General features: G+C 72.3%; 20 protein-coding genes and 2 pseudogenes. 7 read left to right on the top strand and 15 right to left on the bottom strand.

Features of this window, described 5'->3' with window-relative positions; translation table 11 throughout:
* Positions 1-27 precede the first annotated feature (27 nt).
* Positions 28-2760 carry a DNRLRE domain-containing protein gene (locus OG904_RS29010; RefSeq protein ID WP_405495961.1) on the bottom strand — a complete coding sequence of 911 codons (2733 nt, stop codon included), beginning with the start codon at positions 2758-2760 and terminating at the stop codon, positions 28-30.
* Between the two features lie 425 nt (positions 2761-3185).
* On the opposite strand from OG904_RS29010, the gene OG904_RS29005 reads away from it, so the two are divergent.
* From OG904_RS29005 to OG904_RS28995, 3 genes are all read left to right on the top strand, one after another.
* Positions 3186-3488, top strand: coding sequence for a hypothetical protein (locus tag OG904_RS29005; protein ID WP_405495959.1), 303 nt, complete (start codon positions 3186-3188; stop codon positions 3486-3488).
* 213 nt (positions 3489-3701) lie between these two features.
* A complete protein-coding gene (locus tag OG904_RS29000) occupies positions 3702-4160 on the top strand; it encodes a Crp/Fnr family transcriptional regulator (RefSeq protein WP_405495957.1) in 459 nt (152 codons plus the stop codon).
* A 215-nt stretch (positions 4161-4375) separates the two neighbouring features.
* Positions 4376-4819, top strand: coding sequence for an SSI family serine proteinase inhibitor (locus OG904_RS28995; RefSeq protein ID WP_405495955.1), 444 nt, complete (start codon positions 4376-4378; stop codon positions 4817-4819).
* 25 nt (positions 4820-4844) lie between these two features.
* On the opposite strand, the gene OG904_RS28990 is transcribed toward OG904_RS28995, so the two are convergent.
* Positions 4845-5711 carry a GNAT family N-acetyltransferase gene (locus OG904_RS28990; protein ID WP_405495953.1) on the bottom strand — a complete coding sequence of 289 codons (867 nt, stop codon included), beginning with the start codon at positions 5709-5711 and terminating at the stop codon, positions 4845-4847.
* Between the two features lie 195 nt (positions 5712-5906).
* Here OG904_RS28990 and OG904_RS28985 point away from each other — a divergent pair, with 195 nt between their 5' ends.
* The gene (locus OG904_RS28985) at positions 5907-6638 is read left to right on the top strand and encodes an SIR2 family NAD-dependent protein deacylase (protein ID WP_405495951.1); all 732 of its coding nucleotides are present in this window, start codon (positions 5907-5909) and stop codon (positions 6636-6638) included.
* 51 nt (positions 6639-6689) lie between these two features.
* Here the strand turns inward: OG904_RS28985 and OG904_RS28980 are convergent, their stop codons facing one another.
* The 9 genes and pseudogenes from OG904_RS28980 to OG904_RS28940 all read right to left on the bottom strand — a co-directional run bounded on the left by OG904_RS28980 (position 6690) and on the right by OG904_RS28940 (position 15072).
* On the bottom strand, positions 6690-7178 hold the full coding sequence (locus OG904_RS28980) for a VOC family protein (RefSeq protein WP_405495949.1): 489 nt from the start codon (positions 7176-7178) through the stop codon (positions 6690-6692).
* Between the two features lie 135 nt (positions 7179-7313).
* On the bottom strand, positions 7314-10868 hold the full coding sequence (locus OG904_RS28975; protein WP_405495947.1) for a CDP-glycerol glycerophosphotransferase family protein: 3555 nt from the start codon (positions 10866-10868) through the stop codon (positions 7314-7316).
* A 162-nt stretch (positions 10869-11030) separates the two neighbouring features.
* The gene (locus OG904_RS28970; protein WP_405495945.1) at positions 11031-11405 is read right to left on the bottom strand and encodes a hypothetical protein; all 375 of its coding nucleotides are present in this window, start codon (positions 11403-11405) and stop codon (positions 11031-11033) included.
* 88 nt (positions 11406-11493) lie between these two features.
* Positions 11494-11910, bottom strand: a complete 417-nt coding sequence (locus tag OG904_RS28965; protein WP_405495943.1) for a roadblock/LC7 domain-containing protein — start codon at positions 11908-11910, stop codon at positions 11494-11496.
* A gap of 71 nt (positions 11911-11981) precedes the next feature.
* A complete protein-coding gene (locus OG904_RS28960) occupies positions 11982-12752 on the bottom strand; it encodes a transcriptional regulator (RefSeq protein WP_405495941.1) in 771 nt (256 codons plus the stop codon).
* Positions 12749-13147, bottom strand: a complete 399-nt coding sequence (locus OG904_RS28955; RefSeq protein ID WP_405495939.1) for a hypothetical protein — start codon at positions 13145-13147, stop codon at positions 12749-12751. The genes OG904_RS28960 and OG904_RS28955 overlap by 4 nt, the downstream gene beginning before the upstream one ends.
* Before the next feature lie 236 nt (positions 13148-13383).
* Positions 13384-13626, bottom strand: a pseudogene (locus tag OG904_RS28950) (helix-turn-helix domain-containing protein); the annotation flags it as partial.
* A gap of 188 nt (positions 13627-13814) precedes the next feature.
* Positions 13815-14444: a DUF6461 domain-containing protein gene (locus OG904_RS28945; RefSeq protein ID WP_405495937.1), complete on the bottom strand. Its 630-nt coding sequence runs from the start codon at positions 14442-14444 to the stop codon at positions 13815-13817.
* 52 nt (positions 14445-14496) lie between these two features.
* A complete protein-coding gene (locus OG904_RS28940; RefSeq protein WP_405495935.1) occupies positions 14497-15072 on the bottom strand; it encodes a TetR/AcrR family transcriptional regulator in 576 nt (191 codons plus the stop codon).
* Between the two features lie 201 nt (positions 15073-15273).
* On the opposite strand from OG904_RS28940, the pseudogene OG904_RS28935 reads away from it, so the two are divergent.
* A pseudogene (locus tag OG904_RS28935) lies at positions 15274-16416 on the top strand (PucR family transcriptional regulator); the annotation flags it as partial.
* 22 nt (positions 16417-16438) lie between these two features.
* On the opposite strand, the gene OG904_RS28930 reads toward OG904_RS28935, so the two are convergent.
* The 3 genes from OG904_RS28930 to OG904_RS28920 form a co-directional block, all read right to left on the bottom strand.
* Positions 16439-18436 (bottom strand): APC family permease, encoded by a 1998-nt coding sequence (locus tag OG904_RS28930; RefSeq protein ID WP_405495933.1) that lies wholly within the window; start codon positions 18434-18436, stop codon positions 16439-16441.
* A gap of 76 nt (positions 18437-18512) precedes the next feature.
* Positions 18513-18968: a (2Fe-2S)-binding protein gene (locus OG904_RS28925; protein ID WP_405495931.1), complete on the bottom strand. Its 456-nt coding sequence runs from the start codon at positions 18966-18968 to the stop codon at positions 18513-18515.
* 15 nt (positions 18969-18983) lie between these two features.
* Positions 18984-21332, bottom strand: a complete 2349-nt coding sequence (locus OG904_RS28920; RefSeq protein WP_405495929.1) for a molybdopterin cofactor-binding domain-containing protein — start codon at positions 21330-21332, stop codon at positions 18984-18986.
* Between the two features lie 328 nt (positions 21333-21660).
* Here OG904_RS28920 and OG904_RS28915 point away from each other — a divergent pair, with 328 nt between their 5' ends.
* Both OG904_RS28915 and OG904_RS28910 read left to right on the top strand, forming a co-directional pair.
* Positions 21661-21909 (top strand): SCO4226 family nickel-binding protein, encoded by a 249-nt coding sequence (locus OG904_RS28915; RefSeq protein WP_405495927.1) that lies wholly within the window; start codon positions 21661-21663, stop codon positions 21907-21909.
* A 255-nt stretch (positions 21910-22164) separates the two neighbouring features.
* Positions 22165-23592, top strand: coding sequence for a PP2C family protein-serine/threonine phosphatase (locus OG904_RS28910; protein ID WP_405495925.1), 1428 nt, complete (start codon positions 22165-22167; stop codon positions 23590-23592).
* Between the two features lie 148 nt (positions 23593-23740).
* Here OG904_RS28910 and OG904_RS28905 read toward each other — a convergent pair whose 3' ends face one another.
* Positions 23741-25222 (bottom strand): hypothetical protein, encoded by a 1482-nt coding sequence (locus tag OG904_RS28905; RefSeq protein ID WP_405495923.1) that lies wholly within the window; start codon positions 25220-25222, stop codon positions 23741-23743.
* Positions 25223-25408 lie beyond the last annotated feature (186 nt).

Here is a 25408-nt window from a genome sequence, read left to right as displayed (position 1 = left end):
GCCGGACTTGGCCGGCCCCGGCGCGCGCTACGGTGCGCCGAAGGTGAGCGTCAGCCGCGGTGTCCCCTCGTCGGCCGGTGCCTCCGAGGACCACAGCCACAGCGCGTCCGTCCCGGTGCTGGTCAGCGCCAGGCCGTACGCGCCGCCGAGCGCCCCGGCGACGGCGGTCTTGGCCAGAGCGGTGGTGTTGACCGCCGACCCCTCCGGGACGCCCGCGAAGGAGCCGAGCGCAGGACCGCCGAGCGCCGGGCGGTTGTTGTACGTGGTCCCGGCCTCCGTCCAGGAGCCGGTGACCGGGAGCACGGAGACCGTGTCCGCCGTACCGGCGCCGCTCATGGTGCTGGTCTTCACGCTGAGCGTGGCCGACTTGAGCACCGTGCCCGCGGGTGCGGCGGGCAGGTTGAAGCGCAGGTAGCTCGCGTAGAACGAGCTTCCGCGCACCGCGAGCGATCCGGAGGTTCCGTAATTGGTGTCCGGGGCGCCCGCGTTGGCGTAGGTGTCCTCGGCGGCCGTGACCTCGACCACCGAGTCGGCCGGGGCGGAGGCCAGGGTGTGGTGGTTCTGCACCTGGGCCGCGCTCAGGACCGTCGGGTAGACGGCGGTCTCGTCCAGCTGACCCGCCCAGTACTCGCTGGTCGGACGGTCCGGCCAGCCGCCGAGGCTGTCGCCGCCGGCGTGCCAGTAGCCGGCGAAGTTCTCGTTCGTGGTGACGCCCAGCGTGCCCTTCTGGGCTCCGTCCACGTACAGGGTCATGCCGCCCGCCCCCTGGGTCGCGACGACGTGGTGCCACTGGTTGTCGTTGTACGCGGCGGCGGTGGTGACGGTGCGGGTGGCGCCGGTGTAGACACCGAAGACCAGCCGTCCGTCGTTGGTCATGTAGATGTGCTTGTCGTACTGACTGCTTCCACGGGACTGGTTGTTGCCGAACCCGAAGAGCTTGCCGCCCCGGGTCGTGTTCGTCTTGAACCAGGTCTCGATGCTGTAGGTGTTGCCGACCGTCTGGCGGCGGTCCCCGTACACCTGGGTGTCCGTACCGTTGAAGCCGATGGCCATGCTCGCGCCCGTGACCGCGCCCGGAGTCTGGCGCAGGGCGGGCGCGTTCAGGTGCACGCCGCTCTGGTTGCCGCCGTCGGAGGAGTCAGCGACGAAGGGCAGGGCCGATTCGTCGTAGCGCCAGAACAGCTGGGCGCCGTCCGCGCGGACGGCGTTCGGGTACGCGTCGACCGAGCCCGGCACGGTCACGCTCGCCGTCGCCGACAGCGCGCTCGTGTTGCCGGCCGCGTCGGTGGCCGTCACCCGGTACGTGTAGGACTGCCCGGCGGTGACGGTCGTATCGGTCCAGGAGGCCTGCGGGCGGCGGAAGAACAGCGAGTCCGCCAGGACCGTGGCGATCGGCGTGGCCGAGCCGCCCCGGTAGATCTTGTACGTGAGCGTGCTGTCGTCCAGGTCGAGGCTGGTGCGCCAGCGCACCTGCACCTCACCGGGCTTGAAGCTGACGGCGCTCGCGACGGGGACGGAGGGCGCGCCCGTGTCCCCGGTGGACGCGAAGCGCGTCAGGCTCTGCTGCGCCGAGCCGTTGACCGCGGTGAACTCGCCGCCGACCCAGAGGTACTTGACCCCGGCCTTGGAGCCGACCGCCATCACGCGCGGGCCGATGCCCTCGCCGATGCCGTCGTTGGTGTCGGGGGCCCAGCCCAGCTTGCCGGTTCCGGTGGTCGGTTCGGCCAGCAGGTGGTGGCGCTGGCCGTCCGGGTACTCGCCGACGCTGGAGCAGTCGTGCGCGTGCGAGGCGCTGTAGAGCACGTTCTGGTACGGGAGCACGGCCTGCGTCGCGCCGAGGCAGGTGTCGCGCCAGCGCTGGCTGAAGTCGCTCAGCTCCAGCGCGATCCGGCCGTCGAAGACCCCGCCGCCGGTGCCCTCGTTGCCGGTGTAGAAGCCGGTCGCGTCGGTGGCGATGTCCTTGACCACCGAGTTGGTCTCGATGAATCCCGGGTAGGCCTTGGTGACGGCGCCGCTCGTCGCGTCGACGACGGCGAGCGCGTGGCTGTTCGTACCGCCCACGGTGAAGAAGTCGCCGCCCAGGAGGACGTGCGCGCCGTCGGGGGTGACCTCGACCGCCCGGCCCGGCTCGTCCGCGTCGGCCGTGAACGGCTTCAGCGTGCCGTCGGCCGCGCCGACGGCCGCGAACCGCTCGCGCTGCTGGCCCGCGACGGTGAGGAAGTCACCGCCCGCGTACACGGTGTCGCCGGTGACGGCGAGGGCCCGGACGGTGGCGGCGAAGGCGGGCCGGAATCCGGTCTTCACGGTGCAGGTGGCCACGTCGATGGCGGCGAGGCTGGAAACCGGTGTGCCGTTGACGGCGCCGAAGTAGCCGCCCGCGTACAGGGTGGTCTTGTCGGGCGAGAGCACGAGCGCGCGGACGGTGGCGGTGCCGGAGCCCACGGTGAACGACAGCTTGCAGGAGGTCGGTGCGCCGGTCGCGGCGTCCAGTGTCGCGAAGTTCACCGCCGGCTCCTCGCTTCCGGCGGCGCCGTCCGGCGGGCGCACCGCCGAGAAGGTGCCGCCGACGAAGACCTGGCCGCCGGCTTCGGCGAGGGCCCAGACGACGCCGTTGGGCTGCCAGGTGGACAGCGCGTCGGCGGTGAAGGCCACCGGCGGGGTGATGGCCGCGGCTTCCTGGACGAGCCCGAGGCCTACGGCCGTGCCGGTACCTGCCAGGGACAGGGCGAGGGCGATCGCCAACCCTCTGGATCTACGCATGAACCCCCCAGTTCGGTGTGCGCGGGGCCGCACTGTGCTGCGCGGCTCGGTGCGCGGAGTACGGAGTGGCCGGAAACAGGCGTACGGACGTCCACGACCGTGACCACGGGCGCACCTTAGGCGGGATCCTAATTCCGTTCATCACACTTGACTTATTGGATGCCAAATTGCACCGTGCGTGACACCCCGGCTCCGCGCGGTGGCCGGATCCCGCCGCCTCGAGGCGCCCGGCACGAGCCGCCCGGAGCCGCCCCGGACACCGGTTCCACCGTCCGGGACGTGGGACGCGCGCCCGGTTCTCCCGATTGCCGCCCCACCCGGGCCCGCGCCCCTCTACCGTGCCCTGGGAACGACACGGGGACGGTAGGGAGCGCACGCCCGGGAACACACGCGGGCGCGGGCGCGGGACCGGAGGGTGGGGCGGGATGGACGAGGAAGAAGACATGCGGCTGGCGGGGATGACCCCGGAGATCTCCCGACGCACACTGACCCTGCTCCGCGGGCTGGCCGGGCTCGAACCACCGGAGCAGGTGCCCGAGGAGGCGATGCTCACCGCCGACGCGGTCCTCGCCGACCACGGCACCGACGGGCTCCGCGTCCTGGTGATGACCCTGGCGGCCTGGGCCACGGCGCAGATCGAGAACGTCGCCGAGCTGAGCGGGCGCAGCCACGAGGCCGTCCTGGACGCCATGGAACTGGCCTGCCTGGAAGCCAACGCGGAGGACTAGACCGCCCCTTCCGGGCCCTCGCGCACCCTTCCGGGCCCCCGAGGACCCTCCCGGACCGCGTTCCGGGCCCCTGGAGCTCCGCCAGTACCGCCCGGTACCGGCCGGAGGGGTTTGTTCCGCCGGGAAACGGACCATCCTCCGGACACCGGGCCTCGTAATCGGTCCCGCGTCGGCGACACTGGTGGGAGCGGGGGGTCCCGATCGGAGGCCGTCGTGAGCACACCTTCCCCCATCCGGATCGCTGCCGTCCTGTCGACCGAACACCGTGGACGGCTCATGTCCCACGCCCGTGAGGTCAATTTCCCGGAGAACGCGCGGATCTTCGACGAGGGCACCCGCTCGGAATCCTTCTGGATCGTCCGCTCCGGCACCGTCACCCTGGAGATCCCCGTACCCGGCCGCCGGCCCACGCCCATCGAGAGCCTGGGCCCCGGGGAGCTGGTGGGCTGGTCGTGGCTCTTCCCGCCGTACGTGTGGCAGCTGGGCGCCCAGGCGATGACCCCGGTCCGCGCGTACGAGTTCGACGCCACGACCGTACGGATGCTCATGGACGCCGATCCGGCCTTCGGGTCCGCCGTCGGTCACTGGGTCGGGCGGGTCCTCGCGCTGCGCCTGCACCAGACCCGCACCCGACTCCTCGACCTCTACGCCCCGCGCCTCACCGCGGGCTGACGCGGGCCGGGACGCTCCTGCGGGCCGCCAAACCGTGTGTGTTCAGCCGAATCCCCGGGCCGCTCCCCCACAGGTCAGGCCCGGCCCACCGCTGCGGTCTGCGGTCATGCGTGCGCGGTGCGTGACGAGAACTAGCGGTCCGAACGGGCGTTCCGGTTCCGCATGGGCAAGACTCGCGTCCGTTATCCGACGCAACGACGCGAGGAGTGTTCGCCATGCGATCCATCACCAGGAATCTGGGGCTTTCGTCCACCGCCATGGGGCTCGTGGCCCTCACCGCCCTGGTCGGCTCCGGCTCGGCCGGCGCCACCCCCTCCGGCACCGAAAGCCTGTACGCACCGTCCGCGCTCGTACTGAGCGTGACGCAGGGCGACAGCTCCACGAACGGTACGGTGCTGCGCGCGGTCACCCTCACCTGCGCGCCCCGGCCGAGCGGAACGCACCCGGCACCGGCCGCCGCGTGCGCCGAATTACGCGCCAACGCCCCCGAGCTGGACGCACTGGCCGCACCGAACCCCAACGCGGCGTGTACCAGGGAGTGGAACCCGATGACCGTGACGGCCGACGGGGTGTGGCAGGGCCGCCACCTGAGCTACACGTACACCTACTCCAACTCGTGCGGCCTGCGGAACAGCACCGGCGCACTCTTCGGCTTCTGACCGCCGCCCCGCCACCGCAGGAGGGTCAGCCCAGTTCCAGACTGGTGACCCCGTACATGCCGGTCAGATCCAGGTCCGGTTCCTGACCGGTGTACATCCGGGCGGTCTCGAAGGCCGGGGTCAGACCCAGCCCGGCCAGCAGGGCGGCGGCTCGCGGATGGGCGTCCGGCACGTCCACGGCCACCGCGCCGCCCGGGGCCCGCTCCGCGAGCCCGAGCAGCAGGGCGGTGGCGATGTCCGGGCCGGCGGCGTAGAGCGGACCGATCCGCGAGGCGCCGCTGCCCGGCCGGATCACGCCGAGCCCCTCGACCCGGCCCTCACGCACGGCGGCCAGCGCGGTGCGGCCCGGCAGGCCGATCCAGGCGGAGAGGAAGGCGTCGCGCGGCGCGGGGAAGAACCGCCGGTCGTAAGCGGCGAGTTGCCCGAAGGGCAGGGTGGCCGCATCCACGATCTCCACCCCGGGCACCACCGCGTCCCCGGGGTCCGCGGCCCGCGGCACCCCCTCGTGGCGGACGTTGGTCCAGGCCGAGCGGAACCCGGACTTGCGGTAGTTGTCCTGCTGCGCGACCACCCCGTCGAGCCCGACGAGCCGCCCGTCGAGCCGCTCCAGCGCGGCCTTCCACAGCCGGATGCCGTAGCCCTGGCCGCGGAAGGCGGGGCGGGCGATGTAGAAGCCGATGAATCCGAAGCCCGCACCGTAGCGAACGGCCGAGACGCAGGCGACGGGCTCCCCGCCGAGCCGCCCGACGAGGAAGCCGCCGGGGTCGGCGACGGCGAACGCGTACCGGTCGGAGTCCCCGGGGTTCCAGCCCTCCTCGTCGGCCCAGTCCCGGAGCAGCTCCATGTCGGCGGCGCTCGCGCCGTTGATCTCGAATCCACTGAATCCCGTCATGCCCGGTGTTGTACCAGATGGACAGGGGGCGTGCCCGGTCCCTGCGGAGCCCCGTGCGAAGCCTCGTCCGCATCTCTCCCGCGGAGGCACGGCCGGTCGGGCCGGCCCCGGAGAGGGAGGGTTTTCGTGCCCGGAGCGGGCGGAGCGGGATCAATTCGATCGCGGCGGGGCGTGCGGGCTCCTTAGAGTCGGCCCATGGGAAAGCAGCTCGTCGCAGTGTTCAGCGGGGCCGGGATGTCCACCGATTCCGGGATTCCGGACTACCGGGGACCGCAGGGGTTGTGGCGGCGGGATCCGGACGCCGAGAAGCTCGTGACCTACGAGTACTACATGGCCGATCCGGAGATCCGCCGGCGGTCCTGGCTGATGCGCGCCGAGATCGGGGCCCTCGGGGCGCAGCCGAACGCCGCGCACCTGGCCGTGGCCGAGCTGGAGCGCGGCGGGACCCCGGTGCGGGTGATCACGCAGAACGTGGACGGGCTGCACCAGCTCGCCGGGACCTCCGCCCGCAAGGTGTTCGAACTGCACGGCACGGCGCGGGCCGTGGTGTGCACGGCCTGCCGGGCCCGCAGCGGCATGGAGGACGCGCTGGCCCGGGTCGCCGCCGGTGAGCCGGATCCCGCCTGCCTCGCGTGCGGCGGGATCCTGAAGGCGGCGACCGTCATGTTCGGCCAGGGCCTGGACCCCGAGGTGCTGGCGCAGGCCGTCGCCGTCGCGAAGGGGTGCCAGGTCTTCGTGGCCGTCGGCTCCACGCTCCAGGTGCAGCCCGCGGCCTCGCTGGCCGGGATGGCCGCGGAGGCCGGGGCCCGCCTGATCATCGTGAACGCGGAGGAGACCCCGTACGACCCGCTCGCCGACGAGGTGATCCGCGAGCCCATCGGGACGGCCCTGCCCGCCCTGCTGGCCCGGATCGGCGCCGGCGGCTAGCAGGCACCCGGCGGGCGGTCCCCGCGGTGGGACCGCCCGGCGGCCCGGCGGTCAGGCCCCGTCCGCCGCCCGCCGCATCTGCTCGACGTCGAGCTTCTTCATCTTCATCATGGCGGCGGTGGCGCGGGCGGCCCGCCCCGGGTCCGGGTCGGAGATCAGCTCGATGGCGCCGGCCGGGATGACCTGCCAGGAGACTCCGAACTTGTCCTTCACCCAGCCGCAGGCCGATTCCTTGCCGCCGTCGCCGGTCAGCGTGTCGTAGTAGTAGTCGGCCTCGGCGGAGTCGGCGCAGTGGATCTGGAAGGAGATGGCCTCGGTGAAGGGGAACTGCGGGCCGCCGTTGAGGCCGACGAACTTCTGGCCGTTGATCTCGAACTCGACGACCATGACGTCACCCGCCGTTCCGGGGCTCGCCTCGTTGTAGTAGCCGGTGCGGCCGAGCTTGCCGTCTTTGAAGACCGACAGGTAGTAGTGGGCGGCGGCCTCCGCGTGGCCGTTGAACCACAGACACGTGGTGAACCCGTTGCCGTTGCCGGTCATGACTGCCTCCAGAGTGCTCGTGCGTGTACATGTACGTGTGGGAAACCGTCCCGCACATACAGACCGGCCCCGGCCCCGAAACTCATCGGTGGGGCCGGGGCCGGTCCATACACAGCCCGGAAGCACTCCTGCGGGTTATATCTCGAGCATGCGATCGACGATCCGCTCGGCGGCGTGGCCGTCGTCCAGATCGCAGAACTCCTCCCGGAACGCCGCCCGCGCCTGCGCGAACTCCGCGCCCACCGCGTCCGCGTTCCGCACGGCCTCGATCAGGCTCGCCGAGTCCTTGAGCAGCGGGCCCGGGGCCTTCTTCTCCAGGTCGAAGGTGAAGCCGCGCAGCGTGTCCCGGTAGTGCTCCAGGTCGTACGTGAAGAGCATGATCGGCCGGTCGGTGTGCGCGAAGTCGAAGAGCGCGGAGGAGTAGTCCGAGATCAGCACGTCGGCGACGAGCAGCAGGTCGGTGGCGTCGGGCCAGCGCGACACGTCGATGACGAAGCCGTCGCGCACACCGTCGCGGACCTGCTCGGTGACCTTGTGGTGGCCGCGGACGAGCAGGACGTGGTCCTCGCCGAGCTCGCGGCGGGCAGCCTCGATGTCGATCTTCAGGTCGAGCCGGTAGCCACCGGACCAGCCCAGCCGGTTCTCCCGCCAGGTGGGCATGTACAGGACGACCTTCTTGCCCTCCGGCAGGCCGAGCCGGCGGCGGACCTCCGCGATCCGCGCCTCGTCGGGCCGCAGCAGCGCGTCCGTGCGCGGGCTGCCGGACTCGATGGTCTCGCCGTCGTAGCCGAGCGCCCGCTTCAGGACGGGGGTGGCGTACGAGCCCGGGGAGGCGAGCAGCGTCCACTGGGCACTGTCGTGCGCCAGCGCCTCCAGCACCTCGGGGCTGGTGTAGTAGTCGTGCACGAAGTCGTGCCCGATCTGCTTCAGCGGCGTGCCGTGCCAGGTCTGCACGACGGTCTGGCCGGGGCGGCGCCGGAAGGCCAGCGGCACGCTGTCGTTCACCACGTAGAACCGGGCCCGTGCCAGGACGTCCCAGGACTCGAGGCTGTCGTACTGGACCGCGCGGGCGGTCGCCGGAACCTCGGCACGGCCGTCGCGCACCAGCCAGACGTGGTCCAGGTTCTCGCCGCGCCGCACGAGCTCCTCGTGGATGGCACGGGGCGAGTCACCCGCGCCGTTCCCCTGGAAGGCGTCGTAGACGACGATGTCCTTGACCGGGAGGGCGCGCTGCGCCGGGTACGTCACGTCGCGCGCGATCCGCTGCGCGTGGCGCGAGCGGTCGTGCGGGCTGATCAGCGGGTCGGCGACCAGCGCGAGGCGGTCGTAGAAGCGGGCCTCGATCCGCATCCGGCGGCCCAGCGCCGTGACGGCGCAGGGGCCCGACTGCAGGGCGGTCGGTGCGAACTGCAGCGGGGCGCCCCGGTCGACGCCGAGCAGGCCGGCGGTGACCCCACCCTCGGAGACCGGGCGCATCGTGGGCCACCAGCGGCCCTGGGGCAGCGCGGTACGGCCCGCGTAGCTCTCGGCGAGCACCGGCTCGAAGGAGGCTTCGAAGCTGTCGCCGTCACGGGTGACGGGGTAGCTGAACTCGACGCCGTGGGAGTCGTGCAGGACCAGCTCGTAGGGCGCGTCGACGGGGGCGACGAACCGGCCCCGGATCGACAGCACGCCGTCCTTGGCGCCGACCGTGTCGACCAGCGGCGGAGAGGGCTGCACGGAGAGGGTGAGGTGTCCGGTGTTGCCGCGCTTGGCGAAGAGGACCCGGCCGGTCACCTCGCCGGGCAGCGGGACGACCAGACCGGCGAACCCGGCGCGCTCGTCGTGGGCCAGCCGGTGCTCGGTGCCGTCGGCGCCGACCACGGACAGCTTCCACGGCTCGGGGGTCCACTCGCCGGGAGCGCACGGGGCGTCCGGGACTGCGGCCAGCGGGGCCAGCGGCACCCGTGCGGTGAAGGGGATCCGGCCGGCGGCGGCGGGGGCGGTCTCCAGCGGGAAGCTGAGGACGGCCGCGGTGGAGACGTGCTCGGCGCGCAGGGTGGCGCCGGCGCCGACCTCGGCGGCGAGCTCACCCGCCACCTCGATCGCGTCGTCACCGGCCGGGCGGACGTCCATGGCCCGGGCGCGGACGATCTCCACCTGGAGGGTGAAGGAGCCCGCGGTGTTCGGGACGACCCGTACGTCCGGGGCGACCCAGTGGGCGGGCGGGTTCTGCCCGCTGTCGTGCTCGCCGCCCCGGAGCCGGGCGCGGTGCAGACCGCCGGCGCCGGTGACCGCGACGGAGGTGCTCCACACGCCTTCGACCCACTTGCCGCCGGTCTGGAAGGCGGTGGGGTCGACGACGGCGGTGAATCCGGCCCAGTCGGCGTGGCGCAGGGCCAGGTGCGGGGCGTTGACGGTGGCCATCGGGGAGGCGACGGTGCGGGTGCCCACGACGGTCCGGCGGCGCTTGCCGCTCTCGCGGAAGACCAGCATCTTGCGCGATCCGAGGCGGCTCTCGGCGCCGAGGTGGCCGGGCAGGGCGTAGCCGCGCAGCAGCAGCTTCCCGTCGGCCCAGTGGGCCTGCTCCAGGCGGCTGACGACGCGGCGCTCGCGCGGGCCGAGGGTGAGGACCTTCGCGGGGACCGGCGCCTTGAGGAAGGGGTAGTCGGCCTGCGGGCGAGCCAGTCCCTTGACCGGCACGCTGTAGTGGAAGTCCCGCTGGTGAGCGGTGAGGGCGATGAACTCCTCTATCCGTCCCTCGCCGGCGAGGTAGGCCTTGAGCCGGTCGGCGACGGTCAGGTCGGCCCACGGCCCGGTGCCGATGGCCCGGACGAGACCGCCGACCTCCTTGGCGAAGGCGGCACGGAAATCGGCGCCGCCTTCCCCGACGTACTTGTAGATGAGGGGGAGTTCCTCGCTCAGCACGTTGCGGTCGTACTCGCGCAGGTAACGGGCGTACGTGGCGCCCGGCTTGCCCTTCAGCGCCGCGCGCACCAGGCGTACGGACTCCACCCGGTCGATCACCGACACCGGGTCGGTGGAGCGCTGGGTGATGGAGCGCTCGCCGGTCTCGCGGACGCGCCAGTGGTAGACGCACTCGCTGAGGATGTCGACGCTGGAGGCGAAGTAGTGCGCGGGAATGCTGACGGGGGCGTCCTCGTAGAGGATGCCTTCCGGATACTGGAAGGCATGCTCGTCCCAGAAGGTGCGCCGGTAGACCTTGTTCCACGCGGTGCGGTCGGTGACCAGCGCCGGGAACTTGGAGATGTGGGTCTTGAGCCTGGTCGTGGCGAAGGCCGTGCGGTGGCCCCAGGACTGCGACATGCCGACGGAGCGGAAGCGCTTGACGTTGCCGGCCGCGAAATCGGAGCCGGTCTCGTCGAGGGCGGCGATCATCCGCTCGTACGCGTACGTCGGCATCGTGTCGTCACTGTCGACGAATGCCAGGTATTCGCTGCCCGGGCTGATGTGACGGGCACCCACGTTGCGGGCCGCGCCGAGACCCGCGTTCTTCTGGAGAACCAGCCGGAAGCGGTCGTCGCGGTCGACGAAAGCCTGCGCCAGGGCCGCGCTGCCGTCGGTGGAGCCGTCGTCGACGAGCACGACCTCGAAGTCGTCGAATGTCTGCGCTGCGATGGACTCCAGGCATTCGTCGAGGTAGAGCTCGACGTTGTAGACGGGGACGACGATGCTCAGGCGCGGGGGCATGGGTAGCGAGTTCTCCAGCGTAATGCGATTGTTGATGATCAGCTGATTACAGCATCCTACTCTGTAACGACATGATAAAAATCGAGTATTTCGGACATACGTGAGAAGCCGCCGGGGCGGGCGGCAATCATTTCAGCCGCCCGCCACCTCGCGGTCACCGGATCACACTTCCAGCTCGGCCTCGATCTTCTTCAGCTGGTGGCGGGCCATCGCGAGGTTGGCCCGGCCCTTGTCGAGCGCGAGGTAGAGGAAGAGCCCCGAGCCGCCCCGGCCCTTCATCAGCCGGATCAGGTGGTACTGGCTACCGAGGGTGATGAGGATGTCCTCGATCTCGTCCTTCATGCCGAGCATCTCCATGGTGCGGAGCTTGGCCCGCACCACGTCGGTGTTGCCCGCGGCGGCGACCGTGAGGTCGAGGTCCTTGCCGCCCCCGATGGTGCCGAGGGCCATTCCGCTGCCCGCGTCCACCAGGGCTGCGCCGAGCACGCCGTCGATGCTGGTGGTGGCTTCCTTGAGCGCGGTCTCCACGTTGGCCATGACCATTCCTCTTTCTTTTCGGTGTCGCTGGGGTGTCCAGGAAGATTTCAGTCGTTCACGTCGGTACGGATGTACTCGGTCGGGAGGTTCAGGAGCCCGGGCCGGGGCCCCGGCGGCCGAGGCTGTGGTCGATCAGCTCGGCTATGCGCAGGCTGGACCGGCGGGCTTCCAGGTGGAGCCGGCCGACATTGACGCGCGGCTCCGCGATCAGGGTCAGGACGGCCGCTTCGCCCGCCGCGTAGGTGGCGACGTATCCGTCCTCACCGCGCACGAGCAGTTCGCGGAATCCGCCCTGGCCGGTGCAGTCGCTGAGCCGCTGGGCCACTCCGAGGGCGGCCGCGGTCAGGGCGGCGACCGACTCCGCCTCGGTGGCGGCGCTGTCGTGGGCCAGGACCAGGCCGTCGACGCTCGCGGCGAGGGCCCCTCCCAGCTGCGGGACCCGGGCCCGCAGCCTCCGGAGCTCGGCGAGTATCTCGGCCTCCGCTTCGGCGGGCACCGTGCTCATATCGGCCTTTCTCCCTTCGGGCTGCTTGCGCCCTGAGCGGTCGGCACGCTGGGCGGATCGCAGCGGGAGCCTCACAGGCTTGCCTCCAGTGCGTCGCGTAACCGGCGCAGCAACGCCACGTCCGGGGACTGCGCCTGCGTCATCCAGTCGGGCAGTGGCGCCACGGGGATGGCGGCCGCCGGCGCCGACTCGTGCGGGGTCTCGACCAGCCCGGCCGCCGCGAGGCGCCGTACGTCGAGCAGCGTGTGGAAGGCCGGCCGGCCCAGCACCCAGGCCAGGTCCGCCGGTGTCCGCACGCCGTCGGCGCGGTCGAGCAGGATCCGCTGCCGGGCGGTGACGGTCTGGCCGGGGGCGGCGGCCCGGGGCACGACCGGGGAGGTGTCCAGCAGCGGGTAGGGCCAGACCGCGTCGAGCAGCTCCCGGCGGCGCCGGGTCTCCCGCTCGACGGCGGCCGCCGGAACCGAGCGGACGGAGCCGATCCAGTGGGTGGCCCCGCGCCGGAAGCGGGAGGGGCCGCTGCCGGGGGACAGCGCGAAGAAGGCGGCGTCGAAGATCGCGGCGAGGTGGCAGATCTCCAGCTCCCCGCCCGCGAGCCCGCCGCTGTCGACGAGGAAGCGCGCGACCTGGCGGCGGGCGCCGGCCTGGTTCACGGCGTCGGTCCAGCGCTCGGCGGTGAGGCCGCCGCCGGTCGTGAGCAGGACCTCGAGCCCGGGAGTGGCCGGGCTCTCCGCGTGCACGACGCGGCCGTCCTCCAGGAAGAGGGTGCCGCGTTCGCGGAGCAGGGCCCCGGTGGCCCGCTCTGCGGCGAGCCGGGTCAGCAGGGGCGAAACGGCGGCCGTCACTTGAGCACCAGTCCTTCGGCCAGGGTGCGGAGTCTGTGGCGGGCCAGGGCGAGGTTCCCGTCGGTGCGGTCGAGCCACAGGTGCAGGAAGACGCTGCTGTCGAAGCTGGTCTCGACGAAGCGGAGCACGTGGTAGCCGGTGCGGGTGGTGACGATCAGGTCCTCTACGGGCGGCCCGGCCGGGTCGTCGCCCGCGCTCTCCGCCGGGGCGAAGGACTCGTACTCGGCGGCCGCCCTGGCCAGCTCCGCGGTCTCGGCGGCGGTGGTCTCGTGGTCACCCACCGGTGAGTCCCCCGCCGTCCCGAGGGCCAGCCCGCTGCTCCAGTCGACCAGCGCGGCCCCCCTCGCACCAGGCAGGGCCATGGCTTCGAGCAGGCATTCGTCGATCCCGGGCACGCGGGCTCCCCTCCCGGCCGGACCGTGCGTGGTGCACGGTCGTACGGCGCGACAGAAAGGAACTTACTCAAGTTCCACAGTGCGGAAGGGTGTTCTGGCATTTTCCGCTGGAACATGCGGGAAAGCGCGCGACACCTTGGCCGGAACCCATCCCATTTTGATCATTGTTTCGGGATCGCGCGCCTCAAACGCCCCGTACGGACCCGTCGTCAGGAGGCGAGGGGCAGATCGTCCGCGAGCCGGAAGGCGCCGCCCTCGTGCTGTACGTAGCCCTCGTGGCTGAGGGTTCGCAGCAGGTGGTAGACGGTGGGCAGCGGAATTCCGGTGAGCCGGGCGAGCCGCTTGGCGGTCGCCCCGCCCTCCGCGTACATCGCTTCCACGAGGCGCAGTGCCCGCTGCACGGAACCGATGAGCGTGGGCGCGCCGGTGGTGCCGCTGCCGCTGTCCGCGCTGTCCTTCGGGCTGTGGTCGGTGCCCATGAGTGCTCCCCCTGCTCCGGTACGAGGCCTGGCAAACCCATCAAAGTCGCTCACCGGCCGCAAAACCAGCTGACTCGCGTAAACCTGAGCATAAGATCAACAACCGCCCGGCGGCGGGGACCCCGTGCGGTCCCTGCTGTTCCTGCCGCGCGGGGCGACCACGCCGCTGAGCCGTCGGGTCCCGCTCCCTACTGCGTGCAGGTCACGAAGGCCGGGAGCGGGGTCTCCTCGACGAGGCGGCGGGGCAGGGACAGGCCTAAGCGCTGTTCCAGCACCGAGAGGGTGAGGCGGTCGCGGTCCGCGTCCCGTTCGTCCTCGGGGCGGGCGTAACAGCCGTCCGGGGTGAGGATCTTGGCCTCGACCAGCTCCGGAAGGAGGAAGTCGGGCCGGTGTCCGCCGCGCCAGCACTCCTCGCCGATGCCGAAGCAGCAGACCAGCTCGCCGTCCCGGGCGTACGCGAACTGCTTGGGCGGATGGTCGGGCTGCGGGTCGAGGTGGACGGCCTCGACGCCGGAGCGGGAGACCTCCGCGAGGCGCTGCGCCCCGGCCGGAATTCCGTGTTCGACGGCGAAGGACCAGCCGCCCCAGCTCCCCACCCGGGCCACCCCGTCGCCGTCCACCGTTTCGGTGACCATGCTCCACGCATCGATGGCGCCGAGCGGGCCGGGACGGACGTCCGGCAGCGCCCCGAGGCGCGCCGCCAGCTCCTCGGGGCCGATGCCCCGGGCGAAGGTCAGGCTGACGTACCAGGCGTTCCAGTCCGCCAGCCACTGGATGCCGCCGTCATCGCCGCCGCCGGGTCCGGTGATGTCCGCCATTGCCACGGTCCCTCCCGTGATGCGTGCCGGTACTCCCCCACGAGCACGATAGTCAGTCGGCGGGGCGCTCCGGGAGGAGGCGCTCGACCATGGCCTCGATGAGCCCCTCGACCGGGTGGGGGTCCAGCAGTCCGGGCACGGTCAGGTCGTCCACGATCAGGCCGAGCATGGCCAGGTGGATCAGGACCACGCCCTGCCGGTCGCCCGGCAGCCCCGCCTCCAGGTGCCAGGCGATGTTCGCCTCCAGTCCGGCGCCCTGGAATCCGGAGAGTTCCGCCTGCAGTTCGGGACGCCGGGTGGCTTCCAGGCGCAGTTCCAGCATCGCGGTGTGGACGCTGCGCTCGCGGCGCATCCGCGCCAGGAGCCGGCCGAGCAGCACCTTCGTGTCGAGCGGGCCGGCCAGGTCCGCCGGATCGGGGGTCGGATCGGGGGTCAGCCGCTCGCGGGTGCGGTGCAGGATCTGGACGAGCAGCTGGGCGCGGTTGGCGAAGTAGTTGGAGGAGGTGCCGGTCGGGACCGCGGCCTCCGCGTCCACCGCGCGCAGGGTCAGCCCCCGCGAGCCCTCGCGGGCGAGGACTTCGATGGCGGCGTCGAGCAGCGCGGCGCGGCGCTGCGGGTTCTGGCGCATGGGCGGATCCCTGACGGTGTGGATGCGGCGTCCACCGTGGCGGGGTACGGCACGGCGTGGGCGGTCCGGCGGCCGCCGGTACGTCCCTGCCGGTATGACCCCCGCATATGCACTGCACGCGCAGTGCTTCGGACACGCTAGCGGACCCCGTACCGTCGTGGCCCTCCCCAGCGCCCCCTCCGCCGTGCCACCCTGCCCGTCATGGAGCGGATCATCGGGGAGATACGCGAGGACCTGAACCGCCGGATCGCCGTGGCGGCCGACCGGCTGGCCGACCGGCCACCGGACGGGGACCCGGCCTGCGCCGCCTACGCCGCCCTGCTCGGCCGGGCGGCCCTGCGCGAGCGGATCCACGGCATCCTCCACCAGGCCGTCGAGGGCTTGGTCGGCGATGGCCGCGGACTGCCGCCCGAGCCCGCCGAGCCCGCCGGCGCCCGCGCCGAGGACGGGACCGGCGCCGGGCAGGGGCTGCCACTCGAATCCCTGCCGCTGGAATCCCTGTTGGGCGTGTACCGGCTCGGCGGCCGGCTGCTGTGGCAGATCCTGACGGAGGCGGTGAGCGCCCACGACCGGGCGGCGCTGCCCCGGCTGCTGACCGGGGCGCCCGCGCTGTGGGACGTGGTCGACCGGCTGGCGGACGCCGCCGCCGAGTCGCACCGGCTGGCCGGGGCCGTACGGGGCGACCGCGAGCGGGAGTTGCGGTCGGCCCTGCTCGACGCCCTGTTCGACGGCGCCGGCCCGGCCGGGGAGAGCGCCGAGGCGGCCCGCCGGCTCGGGCTGCCGGAGCACGGACGGTTCGCGGTGGTGGTCCTGGGCCCCCGGGACGGCGCGGCCCCGCGGCCCGCGGGCGGCGCCCCGCACGTGCTGTGGCGGATCCGCGCCGACGGGGAGACCGGCCTCGTGGAGCTGGGCGGGCTCGCGCTCGCTTCGGTGACCGACCTGCTCGCGCCGCTCGGTGTGCGCGCAGGGGTGAGCCCGGTGGTGGAGACACCGGGCGAACTGGCCCGGGCCCGGCGGCTGGCGGTCCTCGCGCTGCGCGCCACCACGGGCGGCGACGGCCCGCGCACGGCGCTGCTGGACGAGCGGCTCCCGGCGGCACTGGTCGCGGCCGACCCCGAACTGGCGGGCCGGCTGCGCCAGGTGGTGCTGGGTCCGGTCCTGGCACTGGCGCCCGAGGACCGCCGGGTGCTGCTGACCACCCTGGGCACCTGGCTGACCTGCCACGGCTCGACGACGTACGCCGCCCAGCGGCTGTACTGCCACCGCAACACCGTCTCGAACCGGCTGCGCCGCCTGGAGCGGCTCACCGGCCGGTCCCTCTCCGATCCGGCGCACGTCGTGGAACTGGCGCTGGCCCATACGGCGGTCACCCAGCGCCCGGCCGGCTCCCCGCCCCCTCCCCCTCCCGGGGCGCTCCCTCTCCCGGCTTCCCAGGCTTCCCCGGCTTCCCCTGCCTCGCGGACTCCAGCAGGTACGGCACGTCGATCACCGCGACCCCGGGCGTGAAGAGCAGCCGCGCCTTGAGCCGCAGGGCGTTCTGGTTGTGCAGGGGCTGTTCCCACCAGTGCCCGACCACGTACTCCGGGATCACCACCGACAGCATGTCCGTGCCCTCGGCGGCCGCCTGCTCCTGGACGTAGGCGAGGACCGGGCCGACCACCTCGCGGTAGGGGGAGTGCAGCACCTTCAGCGGGATCCCCGGATCGTGCTCCGCCCAGGCCTCGCGCAGCCGGTTCGCGTCCGCCTCGTCGGCGGCCACGGAGACGGCCGTCAAGGTGTCGGGCCGCAGCCCCATCGCGAAGCCCAGGGCCTTGAGGGTCGGCGCGTGCACGGCGGCGACCAGGACGACGACGTGGTGGCGGGCGGGCTTGCGCGGTTTGACCCCGGGAGCGACGGCGACTTCCCGGGCCACGGTGTCGTAGTGGCGGCGCACGCCCTTCATGCCGATGAAGAGCAGGGGCATCGCGATGACGACGAGCCAGGCGCCGTGGGTGAACTTGGTGATCAGGACGATGACCAGGACGACGGAGGTCATGGCGGCGCCGACGGCGTTGATGGCGAGCCGGCGGTGGATGTGGATCCGCTCCTCCTTGCGGGTCCCCGGGGAGGACAGTTCCTGCTTCCAGTGCCGGACCATGCCGGCCTGGGACAGGGTGAAGGAGACGAAGACGCCGATGATGTAGAGCTGGATGAGGCGGGTCAGCTCGGCGTCGAAGGCGACGATGAGGGCGATGGCGGCGAGGGCCAGCAGGACGACGCCGTTGGAGTAGACGAGGCGGTCGCCTCGGTTGAAGAGCTGGCGCGGTACGTACCGGTCCTTGGCCAGGATCGAGGCGAGCATCGGGAATCCGTTGAAGGCGGTGTTCGCGGCGAGGATCAGCACGCCGGCCGTGACGGCCTGGAGCAGGTAGAAGAGGAAGTCCCAGCTGCCGAAGGTGGCCCGGCCGATCTGGGCGAGCGCGGTGGCCATCGGGGTTCCGGGAGCCAGGCCCAGCTCGGTCGGGTCCGCCGCCACGTGGACCCGGTAGTTCATGGCGAGGATGGTGATCCCGGCGAACATGGTGACGGCGAGCGCCCCCATCGCGGCGAGGGTGGTCGCCGCGTTCTTGCTCTTCGGCTTCTGGAAGGCGGGGACGCCGTTGCTGATGGCCTCGACGCCCGTCAGCGCGGTGCAGCCGGAGGCGAAGGCGCGCAGCGCGAGCAGCACCACGGCGAGGCCGGCGTACGTCCCCTCCGCGGTGATCGGCAGATGGGCGGATTCGGCGCGGATGGTGTCTCCGGTCGCGAGCCGGTAGGCGGCCACCGCGAACATGAGGTAGATGACGAGGACGAAGCCGTAGGTCGGGACGGCGAAGACCCGGCCCGACTCCCGTACGCCGCGCAGGTTCATCAGCGTCAGCAGTACGACGAATCCCACCGACAGCGGGACTTCGTGGTCGGAGAGCGAGGGGATGGCGGAGGTGATGGCGGAGACGCCGGAGACCACGGAGACGGCGACCGTCATGACGTAGTCGACGAGCAGGGCGCTCGCGGCGGTGAGGGCGGCGGTTTCGCCGAGGTTCTTGGAGCTGACGATGTAGGCCCCGCCGCCGCCCGGGTAGGCGTGGCAGGTCTGCCGGTAGGAGGCGACGACGACCACGAGCAGGAACACGATGGCGGCGGCCGCGTACCAGGCGAGGTGGAGCAGCGCGACGCCGCCGAGGGCGAGGATCAAGAGGATCTCCTCGGTGGCGTAGGCCACCGAGGAGAGCGGGTCGCTGCAGAAGATGGGGAGTGCGAGCCGTTTGGGCAGCAGGGTCTCGCCCAGACGCGCGGTGTCGAGCGGCTCACCGACCAGCACACGTTTCGCATTGATACGCCTCATTCAGGCATGATCAGCCAGAACGGTGCGGATTCGCCCCATATAGGCCCTGTGTCACGGGGTGAAGCGGCGGAACCGGCTACATCTTCGCCGCCGCGCTGCGGATCGCCTCCCGGATGCGGAAGTACGTGCCGCAGCGGCAGATGTTGGCTATCGCGTCGATGTCCGCGTCGGTGGGCGTGCTCGTCCGCTTCAGCAGGGCGACGGCCGCCATGATCTGGCCCGGCTGGCAGAAGCCGCACTGTGAGACGTCCTGTTCGAGCCAAGCCTCCTGCACCGGGTGCAGCTGGTCCCCGTCGGCCAGCCCCTCGATCGTGGTCACCGTCCTGCCCGCGCACGCGGAGACCGGCACCACGCACGGGCGTACGTCCACACCGTCCAGGTGGCTGGTGCAGGCCTTGCAGACGTCCACTCCGCAGCCGTATTTCGGGCCGCGCACGCCCAGCATGTCGCGGAGCACCCACAGCAGGGGCAGATCGTCGGGCGCGTCCACGGTGACGCTCTGCCCGTTGACGGTGAAGGTGTGCGAGGGCACTGCTCGGCTCCTGGACTAGCGCGGGTAGGGGGTGAAGTCGACGTCGAAGTCGAGGGGGAAGCTGCGCGGCTTGGTCCCGGTGGCCCGCGCGTAGGCGTTGGCGATCGCCCCCACGGCGGCGGGCAGGCCCAGCTCGCCGGCTCCGCCCGGCTCGGTGCCGGTCGCCGGGAGCACGAAGACGCGTACGTCGTGCGGGGTGTCGCGCTGCTTCGCCCAGTGGAACTGGCCGTAACTGCCCTCCAGCGGGAGCCCCTTGTCCAGGTGCAGGCCGGACCTCAGCGTGGTGGAGATGGCGTCGGTCAGACCGCCGATCATCTGGGCCTCCAGACCGCGCGGGTTGACGGGCAGGCCCACGTCGACGGCGATGACCGCCTTGGTGACGCGCACGTGCTCGGGGTCGCGGGTGTCGATCTCCACCAGGCAGGCGGTCCGGGACTTGTACTCCTCGTGGAAGGCGATGCCCTGGGCGCACCCGGCCGGCAGGGCGCGGCCCCACTCCCCCTCGGTGGCCACCTTGTCCAGGACGGCGCGCTGGGCGGCCGTCTTCAGGAAGGTCCGGCGGAACTGGTACGGGTCCCGGCCCGTCGCGGCGGCCAGCTCGTCGACCACGATCTCCTCGGCTCCGCGGGTGTTCGCCGAGTAGACCGAACGCCACGAACCGGTGGGGACCCCGGTGGGGATCTCGGTCAGCAGCTGGGTGGTGAGCCCGAAGTGGTACGGGGACTTGATCGTGGTGAGGAACAGCGTCTGGGCGAGGGTGGCGTTGCCGATGCCGAGCGGAAGGCTGGCGGCGGTGGCCGTGATGATCTCGCCGAGTCCGTGCCGGAAGTCGGTCTCGGCGGCGGCGACCCGGTGTTCGAAGCTGAGCACCTCGCCGAGCGCGTGGGTCGCGCGGATCTTGTGATGGGTGGCGGGGCGCATCCGGCCGTGCCGGGTGTCGTCGACCCGGGTCCACATCAGGCGGACCGGGCGGCGGCAGGCCTTGGAGATCCGGGCCGCCTCCAGGGCGGCGTCGAAGAAGAGGCGGCGGCCGAAGGACCCGCCGGCCTGGACCACGTGGACGGTGACCTTGTCGAGGGGCAGACCGAGGTCGGCGGCGATCGTCTCGCGGGCCACGATGGGCGACTTGAGTCCGGACCAGATCTCGGCGCGGTCGTCGCGGACGTCGGCGACGGCCGAATTGGTCTCCATCGGCGCGTGGCTGACGAAGGCGAAGTCGAACTCGGCGTCCACGTACGAGGTCAGCAGCGGCGGCACCAGCAACGGCGCCGTGGCGGCGCGCAGCTTCGTGCGCACGGCCGCGTCCGAGAGCTGGTCGGCCGGGCCGGGACCCCAGGTGACCTGGAGGGCGGCCTTGGCGTCGAGGGCCTGGCCGAAGGTCTCGGCGACGACGGCGACACCGGTGGCGACGGTGACCACGTGCAGGACACCGGGCATGGCCCGCACGGCGGCGGCGTTGGCCACGGACCGGACACTGCCGCCGAGGGTGGGCGGGCGGCGGACCACGCAGGGCTTCGCGCCCGGCACGTCCAGGTCGAGCGTGTAGCGCTGGGCCCCGGTGACCATGGCGCGGGCGTCGATCCGGCTGGTGGGCTTTCCGACGAGGGTGTGCTTCGCGGGCGGCTTGGGGCCGGCGCCGAGGACGACCAGGGCGGGATCGGCGGCGGCCGCGGCGAGGGATCCGTACCCGGCGGTGCGGCCGTCGGGGGCGCGGACGGCGCCGTTCGCGGTGGTCAGGGCGGACGCGGGAAGGCCCCAGCGCACGGCGGCGGCCGCGACCAGGCGGGCCCGGGCGGTGGCGGCGCACTGGCGGACCGGACCGTAGAGGGAGCGGATGGAGTTGGAGGATCCGGTGAGCTGGTTGAAGACCAGCTCGGGGCGCGCGTCGTCCAGTTCTACGCGTACGGAGGCCAGCGGCGCGTCGAGTTCCTCGGCGACGAGCATCGCCACGGCGGTGGTCAGGCCCTGGCCGACCTCTTCGCGCGGGAGCCGGAAGCGGATGGTCCCGTCGGCCTCCACCACGAGCGCGAGCAGGGCGGAGGTGGGGGAGCCGGCCAGGATGAACAGGTCGCCGAGGTCCAGCAGGTCCGCGATGGCCGGCAGGGTCGGGATCACCGCGTGGGCCGGCTGCGGGGCGAGGAGGTCGGCGGCGGCGCGCGTGACGAGGGCGAGCGTCGGCGCGACCACGAGCTGGGTCAGGAAGGACCGGCGGCTGCGCCCGCCGGCCGGTGCGGGGCTCTCCCGCTCGGTCTGAGCGGGGCTCTCCCGCTCGGTCCGAGCGGGGATCCGCCCGCCGGCCGGAGCGGGGCTCTGCCCGTCGGAAGGCGCATGGCTGTCGGAAGGCGCATGGCTGTGCCCGGTCATGTACTCGTGTCCCCACCCTGCTCGCGGCCGTCCGAACGAGCCTCCCCGACTCGTTACCGACACGTAGGGTAGCCATCCCGGGGTGCGGTGCAAAGTCCGGCTCACACCCCGGCCGGCGTGCGGGGTCCTCCGTTCGGGGGGTGCCGGGAGCGCCACGTTGATCCGGGTCCCGCACGGTCTTGCGCGGGTACGGCGGGTGACGCCCCTCGTACACCTCGGCCGTACGATCGATCGCCCCGGCCTGGAAGGCCGGTTTCCGGCCGCGGGCGGACGATGGAAGGAACATGGAAGGAACACGGCACCGAGCAGATGGAGGAGGTGTGCGGCAGTGGCGAAGTACATGGACGTCCACTACGGCATGAAGGACATCACGGCGGACCAGCTGGCGGCCGCCCACAGGGCCGACCTGGAGATCGAGGCGGAGGAGCACGTGCACTTCGAGCGCGCCTGGGCCGACCCGACGTCCGGCAGGGTCTACTGCCTCTCCGAGGCCCCTTCGGCGGAGGCGGTGCAGCGGATCCACGAGCGCGCCGGACACCCCGCCAGCGAGATCTACCCGGTACCGATCTCCGTGTGAGATCTCCGCGTGACGACCCAGTGGCCACAAGGGCCCGCGCGGTTCCCGTGCGGGCCCTTCGGCAGCACTGACCGGATTCGTTCGCACACTCAAGGAGGCCCGGAAGGCCTCAGGCATATGCCTTAAGCAAGTCCGCCACAGATGTTGCCAAACGCCTTACAGGCCGTCGCCGCCTGTGCAACAGTCGTTACCGGCCCTTCCTTCAGAACCGGTCCTCCTCAGACTTGGCCGTGCCGCGCCTGTATCGGAGTTCAGATGCCGTCCCACGTGTACGCGGACCGCCCCGCGCAGCCCCCAGAGCCAGGGTCGGTGGACGCGCTGATCTCGCAGACCCGACAGCTGCGGGGAGAAGTCGACGCCGTCCGCCGTGACACCGTCGTCGACGACGATGACGCGCAGGGCCGCTGGCAGCGCGCTCTGTGCGATCTCGCAGTCCACCACCTCGACGACCTCCGCGCACACCTCGGCCAGCTCAAAGAGGGCCTGCCGCCCACCGCGCCCGAGTCGGCCGCCCTGCCGCAGGCCGCCCCCGAGACGGGCGCCGAGGCACAGCAGACCCGGGTCGGCAGCGCCGAGTGGAACCTGCTGACCGACGAGGTCAGCTGGTCGGACGAGCTCTTCCAGATCTTCGGCCGCTCCCCCGAGGCCGGCGCGCTGCCCCTCGACGAACTGGGTTCGACCCTGTTCTCCGAGGACCAGCCCCTGCTGACGTCGATGGTGACGGCCTGCCTGGTGGACGGCAAGCCGATAGACGGCGAGTTCCGCATCGTCCGGGCCGACGGCCGGGTCCGGACGCTGCACATGAGGGGCGAGCCGGTACTCGACTCCGACGGCTGCACGGCCTCCATGTGGGCCGTACTGCGGGACGTGAGTGAACTGCGCCGGAGCCAGCGGGCGGTGCGCGAGTCCCGTGACTCGCTGCAGCGCCGGCGGGAGATCGCGCGGACCGAGCGCCGGCTGGCGGTCGAGCTGCAGGAAGCCGTGCTCCCCCCGTGGCGCGGCTCCCTGCGGTTCCCGCACGACAACACCAGGGCGCTGGACGTGGCCGCCCACTACCTGCCCTCCGCGACCAGCGCGCTGATCGGCGGCGACTGGTACGACGCGCTCGAACTCCCCGACGGCCAGTCCATGCTGACGGTGGGCGACCTCACCGGGCACGGGGTGACCGCGACCTCCGGCATGGCGATGATGCTCGGCGCCCTGCGCGGGATGGCCATGGCCGGCATCGAGCCGGGCCCCCTGATGGGCTGGCTGAACCAGCTCCTGGAGACCTCCGTCCAGCCCGCACTGGGATCCGCGGTGTGCTGCCGCTACGATCCCGCCCGCCGCGTGCTCTCCTGGGCACAGGCCGGGCACCCCGCGCCCCTGCTGTTCCGGCGCGGTCAGGGCCGCTCCCTGCTGCCGCCCGAGGGCGTACTGCTGGGAGCCACCTCCGGAGCCTCGTACGGCCAGGCCGAGGAGCGGCTGGAGGTGGGCGACGTGCTCGTCCTGCACACCGACGGACTGACGCCGCGCAGCATCGAGTTCAGCAAGGCCGACGGGACCGAACGGCTGCTGGCGCTCGCACCGCACTTCTCCGCCGCCCGGTCCGCGCAGGAGTGCGTGCGGATGGTGATCGGGGAGTTCGGCGAGGGCGAGCGCGAGGACGACGCCTGCGTGCTGGTGGCCCGGATCGGCTCGTAGCCACCGGACCGCGTGCGGGGCACTCCCGGCGAACACGGGGGTTCTCCGTAGGAACACGGGGGTTCTCCGTACGAAGAACGCAGAGGCTCAGGGCCGCGCCGAAAGGCGCGGCCTTCCCCGTCCGCTGCTCCGCCCGGCACCACCGGCCTCAGACCGTACGGGCCACGGGGCTGTCCGGGAGCGCCAGTTTGATCTCCTCGCGGAGCTCCGCGATGCCGGCGAAGCCGGAGTACTGGCCCGTCAGGCGGTACATCTCGCGCAGCCGGTCCCACGTCCGGTGCGAGGAGGTCTCGTTCATCGAGACCAGCGCGAGGCGGGCGTAGCGGTCGGCCTGTTCCGGATCGTCGGCGATGAAGCAGGCCGAGGCCATCGAGATGTAGTCGAAGATCTTCGAACGCTGGTGGCCGTCGGCCCGCAGCCGCAGGGCCTCCTTGGCGTGCCGCTGCGCGATCGGGGCCGCGGCCGGGTCGTGGTCGGCGAGGGTGCGGAAGGCCAGGGCCTGCATGCCGTGCAGGTCGGCCTCGTCGAAGTGCTGCATCCAGGACGGCGGCGGCACGTCGCCCGGGGCGGAGACGAACAGGTCCTCGGCCTCGCCCAGGGTGCGGCGCATGGCCTGGCCCTTGCCGAGCGCGGCCTGCGCCCAGGCCTCGATGGTGTGCAGCATGGCGCGGGTACGGGGCAGGGTCTGCTCGCCGGAGCCGGACTGCGCCAGCTTCATCAGGTCCAGGGCCTCGTTCGGCTTGCCCAGGTGGACCATCTGGCGGGCGGCGCGGGAGAGCGCCTCGCCCGCGCGCGGCCGGTCGCCGCCCTCGCGGGCCGCGTGCGCGGCGATGACGAAGTACTTCTGGGCCGTCGGCTCCAGGCCCACGTCGTGGGACATCCAGCCCGCCAGCACCGCCAGGTTGGCCGCCACCCCCCAGAGCCTGCGCTGGAGGTGGTCGGGGTGGTGGTACGCGAGCATGCCGCCCACCTCGTTGAGCTGCCCGACCACGGCCTTGCGCTGGAGGCCGCCGCCTCTGGAGGCGTCCCAGGCGCGGAAGACCTCCACCGAGCGCTCCAGCGCCTCGATCTCCTGGGAGCCGATGGGCGCGGCCTCGTAGCGGTCGTAGCCCGCCGCGTCGGTCTGGAAGGCGTCGCCGTGGCGCTGCACGTCCTTCGCGCGGGCGGGGTCGGTGTGGAGCCAGTCGTGCATGGCGTTGCTGAGGGCTGAGCCGGCGGTGAGCGCGGCACCCGCGCTCATCAGACCGCGACGGTTGAGCATGAGGTCCATTCCCGTGAATTCGGTGAGGACCGCGGCTGTGCGTTCGGGCGCCCATGGCATTCCGTCGGGGTTCTCCTGCTCCCCGTCCGGCTGCCTCTTGGCGGTGCGCCGTTGTCGTACGAACCCGAGGTCCTCGATGGTCACGACACGACCGAGCCGCTCGGTGAACAGTGCTGCCAGTACCGTGGGCACCGGTTCGCGCGGGGTCTCCCCCATGTCGATCCAGCGCCGCACCCGCGAGGTGTCGGTGGCCAGCTGGTGGTGGCCCATCGAGGCCGCCTGCCGGTTTACCATCCTCGCCAGTTCGCCCTTCGACCAGCCGGCCAGGCCGAACAGGTCGTTCAGACGGGTGTTTGGACCTTTGCTCACGTCAAGCCCCCAGGTTCTCGGCTGAGTTGACAGTAGCCCCCAGTCAGATGCCGAGCGACTATTCGCCAGGGTTCGCCAGGGCACGCAATGTGGTCCGCCACCCACGCCCGGGTGTCAGGTAGGAATGCGCCTCCCCGACCCGGTCACCGGCGGAACTCCCCAGGGTGATGCACGGGATCCGGCGGG

The sequence above is a fragment of the Streptomyces sp. NBC_00096 genome, assembly GCF_045041305.1.
Lineage (GTDB): Bacteria > Actinomycetota > Actinomycetes > Streptomycetales > Streptomycetaceae > Streptomyces.
This window is presented reverse-complemented; position numbering and strand designations above follow the sequence as displayed.

Excerpts from the sequence above, each read along its gene's own strand:
- OG904_RS29005 (WP_405495959.1), top strand. The coding sequence starts at position 3,186 with ATGGACGAGGAAGAAGACATGCGGCTGGCGGGGATGACCCCGGAGATC.
- OG904_RS28985 (WP_405495951.1), top strand. The coding sequence starts at position 5,907 with ATGGGAAAGCAGCTCGTCGCAGTGTTCAGCGGGGCCGGGATGTCCACC.
- OG904_RS28990 (WP_405495953.1), bottom strand. The coding sequence starts at position 5,711 with ATGACGGGATTCAGTGGATTCGAGATCAACGGCGCGAGCGCCGCCGAC.
- OG904_RS28940 (WP_405495935.1), bottom strand. The coding sequence starts at position 15,072 with ATGCGCCAGAACCCGCAGCGCCGCGCCGCGCTGCTCGACGCCGCCATC.
- OG904_RS28970 (WP_405495945.1), bottom strand. The coding sequence starts at position 11,405 with ATGGCCAACGTGGAGACCGCGCTCAAGGAAGCCACCACCAGCATCGAC.
- OG904_RS28930 (WP_405495933.1), bottom strand. The coding sequence starts at position 18,436 with ATGAGGCGTATCAATGCGAAACGTGTGCTGGTCGGTGAGCCGCTCGAC.
- OG904_RS28920 (WP_405495929.1), bottom strand. The coding sequence starts at position 21,332 with ATGACCGGGCACAGCCATGCGCCTTCCGACAGCCATGCGCCTTCCGAC.
- OG904_RS28910 (WP_405495925.1), top strand. The coding sequence starts at position 22,165 with ATGCCGTCCCACGTGTACGCGGACCGCCCCGCGCAGCCCCCAGAGCCA.
- OG904_RS28965 (WP_405495943.1), bottom strand. The coding sequence starts at position 11,910 with ATGAGCACGGTGCCCGCCGAAGCGGAGGCCGAGATACTCGCCGAGCTC.
- OG904_RS28995 (WP_405495955.1), top strand. The coding sequence starts at position 4,376 with ATGCGATCCATCACCAGGAATCTGGGGCTTTCGTCCACCGCCATGGGG.
- OG904_RS28945 (WP_405495937.1), bottom strand. The coding sequence starts at position 14,444 with ATGGCGGACATCACCGGACCCGGCGGCGGCGATGACGGCGGCATCCAG.
- OG904_RS29010 (WP_405495961.1), bottom strand. The coding sequence starts at position 2,760 with ATGCGTAGATCCAGAGGGTTGGCGATCGCCCTCGCCCTGTCCCTGGCA.
- OG904_RS28975 (WP_405495947.1), bottom strand. The coding sequence starts at position 10,868 with ATGCCCCCGCGCCTGAGCATCGTCGTCCCCGTCTACAACGTCGAGCTC.
- OG904_RS28980 (WP_405495949.1), bottom strand. The coding sequence starts at position 7,178 with ATGACCGGCAACGGCAACGGGTTCACCACGTGTCTGTGGTTCAACGGC.